The following is a 2,799-nucleotide window of genomic DNA, read 5'->3' on the forward strand; positions in this document are numbered from 1 at the left end:
GCTGCCGTGCTGGCAAAGAGTTACAAAGTATCGTGATAGTCGAATGGCATGGGAAGGCCGACCGTAGACGGTGAGAGTCCGGTAGACGAAATTGCGATGCCTCTTGGGTGTGTTCCCGAGTAGCACGGGGCCCGTGAAATCCCGTGTGAATCTGCCACGACCACGTGGTAAGGCTGAATACTTCCTGGTGACCGATAGCGGATCAGTACCGTGAGGGAATGGTGAAAAGTGCCCCGGTGAGGGGTCGTGAAATAGTACCTGAAACCGTGTGCCTACAAGCCGTCAGAGCCTCCTTCAGGGTTTTCGGATTCTGATTGGTGATGGCGTGCCTTTTGAAGAATGAGCCTGCGAGTTATGGTGTGTGGCGAGGTTAACCGGTGGCGGGTAGCCGTAGCGAAAGCGAGTCTGAATAGGGCGTTTGAGTCGCATGCTGTAGACCCGAAGCGGGGTGATCTAGCCATGGGCAGGGTGAAGCGCCGGTAAGACGGTGTGGAGGCCCGAACCCACCAGGGTTGAAAACCTGGGGGATGACCTGTGGTTAGGGGTGAAAGGCCAATCAAACTCCGTGATAGCTGGTTCTCCCCGAAATGCATTTAGGTGCAGCGTCGCGTGTTTCTTGCCGGAGGTAGAGCTACTGGATGGCTGATGGGCCCTACCAGGTTACTGACGTCAGCCAAACTCCGAATGCCGGTAAGTGAGAGCGTGGCAGTGAGACTGCGGGGGATAAGCTTCGTAGTCGAGAGGGAAACAGCCCAGATCATCGGCTAAGGCCCCTAAGCGTGTGCTAAGTGGGAAAGGATGTGGAGTTGCCGTGACAACCAGGAGGTTGGCTTAGAAGCAGCCACCCTTGAAAGAGTGCGTAATAGCTCACTGGTCAAGTGATTCCGCGCCGACAATGTAGCGGGGCTCAAGCACACCGCCGAAGCCGTGGCATTTCAGCTTTTGCTGGGATGGGTAGGGGAGCGTCCTGCAGCCGGTGAAGCCGCCGAGTGATCGAGTGGTGGAGGCTGTGGGAGTGAGAATGCAGGCATGAGTAGCGAATGGAGAGTGAGAAACTCTCCCGCCGGATGACCAAGGGTTCCTGGGGCAGGCTAATCCGCCCAGGGTAAGTCGGGACCTAAGGCGAGGCCGACAGGCGTAGTCGATGGACAACGGGTTGATATTCCCGTACCCGCTGGTATGCGCCAACGCTGAATCCTCTGATGCTAACCACCCGAACCTGGTTACGAGCCTTCGGGCTTGTTTCTGTGGGGAGCGTGGGGCCCGAGGGGGTAGTAGGTGAGTGATGGGGTGACGCAGGAGGGTAGCTCAGCCCAGGCGATGGTTGTCCTGGGGTAAGCATGTAGCCCGTGCCATAGGTAAATCCGTGGCGCATTGAGGGTGAGATGTGATGCCGAGCCGTTTTAGGTGAAGTGAGTGATCCCATGCTGCCGAGAAAAGCCTCTAGCGAGTGTACCGGCGGCCCGTACCCTAAACCGACTCAGGTGGTCAGGTAGAGAATACCAAGGCGATCGGGTGAACTGTGGTTAAGGAACTCGGCAAATTGCCCCCGTAACTTTGGGAGAAGGGGGACCATGCTTGGTGACGGCACTTGCTGCCTGAGCTGGGTGTGGTCGCAGAGGCCAGGGGGAAGCGACTGTTTACTAAAAACACAGGTCCGTGCGAAGTCGTAAGACGCTGTATACGGACTGACGCCTGCCCGGTGCCGGAACGTTAAGAGGACCGGTTAGAGGTTTCGACCTCGAAGCTGAGAATCTAAGCGCCGGTAAACGGCGGTGGTAACTATAACCATCCTAAGGTAGCGAAATTCCTTGTCGGGTAAGTTCCGACCTGCACGAATGGCGTAACGACTTCCCCGCTGTCTCAACCACAGGCCCGGTGAAATTGCAGTACGAGTAAAGATGCTCGTTTCGCGCAGCAGGACGGAAAGACCCCGGGACCTTCACTACAGCTTGGCATTGGCGTTTGGAACGGTTTGTGTAGGATAGGTGGGAGACTGTGAAGCCCGCACGCCAGTGTGGGTGGAGTCATTGGTGAAATACCACTCTGGTCGTTTTGAGCGTCTAACCCGCGCCCGTGTATCCGGGTGGGGGACAGTGCCTGGTGGGTAGTTTAACTGGGGCGGTTGCCTCCCAAAGAGTAACGGAGGCGCCCAAAGGTTCCCTCAGCCTGGTTGGCAATCAGGTGGCGAGTGCAAGGGCACAAGGGAGCTTGACTGTGAGACGGACGTGTCGAGCAGGTGCGAAAGCAGGGCCTAGTGATCCGGCACCTACGTGTGGAAGTGGTGTCGCTCAACGGCTAAAAGGTACCCCGGGGATAACAGGCTGATCTTCCCCAAGAGTCCATATCGACGGGATGGTTTGGCACCTCGATGTCGGCTCGTCGCATCCTGGGGCTGGAGTAGGTCCCAAGGGTTGGGCTGTTCGCCCATTAAAGCGGCACGCGAGCTGGGTTTAGAACGTCGCGAGACAGTTCGGTCCCTATCCGCTGCGCGCGTAGGAGAATTGAGAGGGTCTGTCCCTAGTACGAGAGGACCGGGACGGACGAACCTCTGGTGTGCCAGTTGTCCCGCCAGGGGCACGGCTGGTTGGCTACGTTCGGTCGGGATAACCGCTGAAAGCATCTAAGCGGGAAGCCTTCCTCGAGATGAGTTCTCCCTCCCCTCTTCGGAGGGGGTAAGGCTCCCAATAGACGATTGGGTTGATAGGCCGGGTATGGAAGCGCGGTAACGTGTGGAGTTGACCGGTACTAATAGGCCGAGTGGCTTGAACACACTGAACGTTCAATTCGAATCGCTGT

At 57.5% G+C, this 2,799-nt stretch carries 1 rRNA gene; it reads left to right on the plus strand.

Annotated features, from left to right (window positions below):
- Positions 1 to 2,773 (plus strand): 23S ribosomal RNA (locus ABZ914_RS49640); the annotation flags it as partial.
- Between the last annotated feature and the right edge of the window lie 26 nt (positions 2,774 to 2,799).

The organism is Spirillospora sp. NPDC046719, assembly GCF_040645715.1.
Classification (GTDB): domain Bacteria; phylum Actinomycetota; class Actinomycetes; order Streptosporangiales; family Streptosporangiaceae; genus Spirillospora.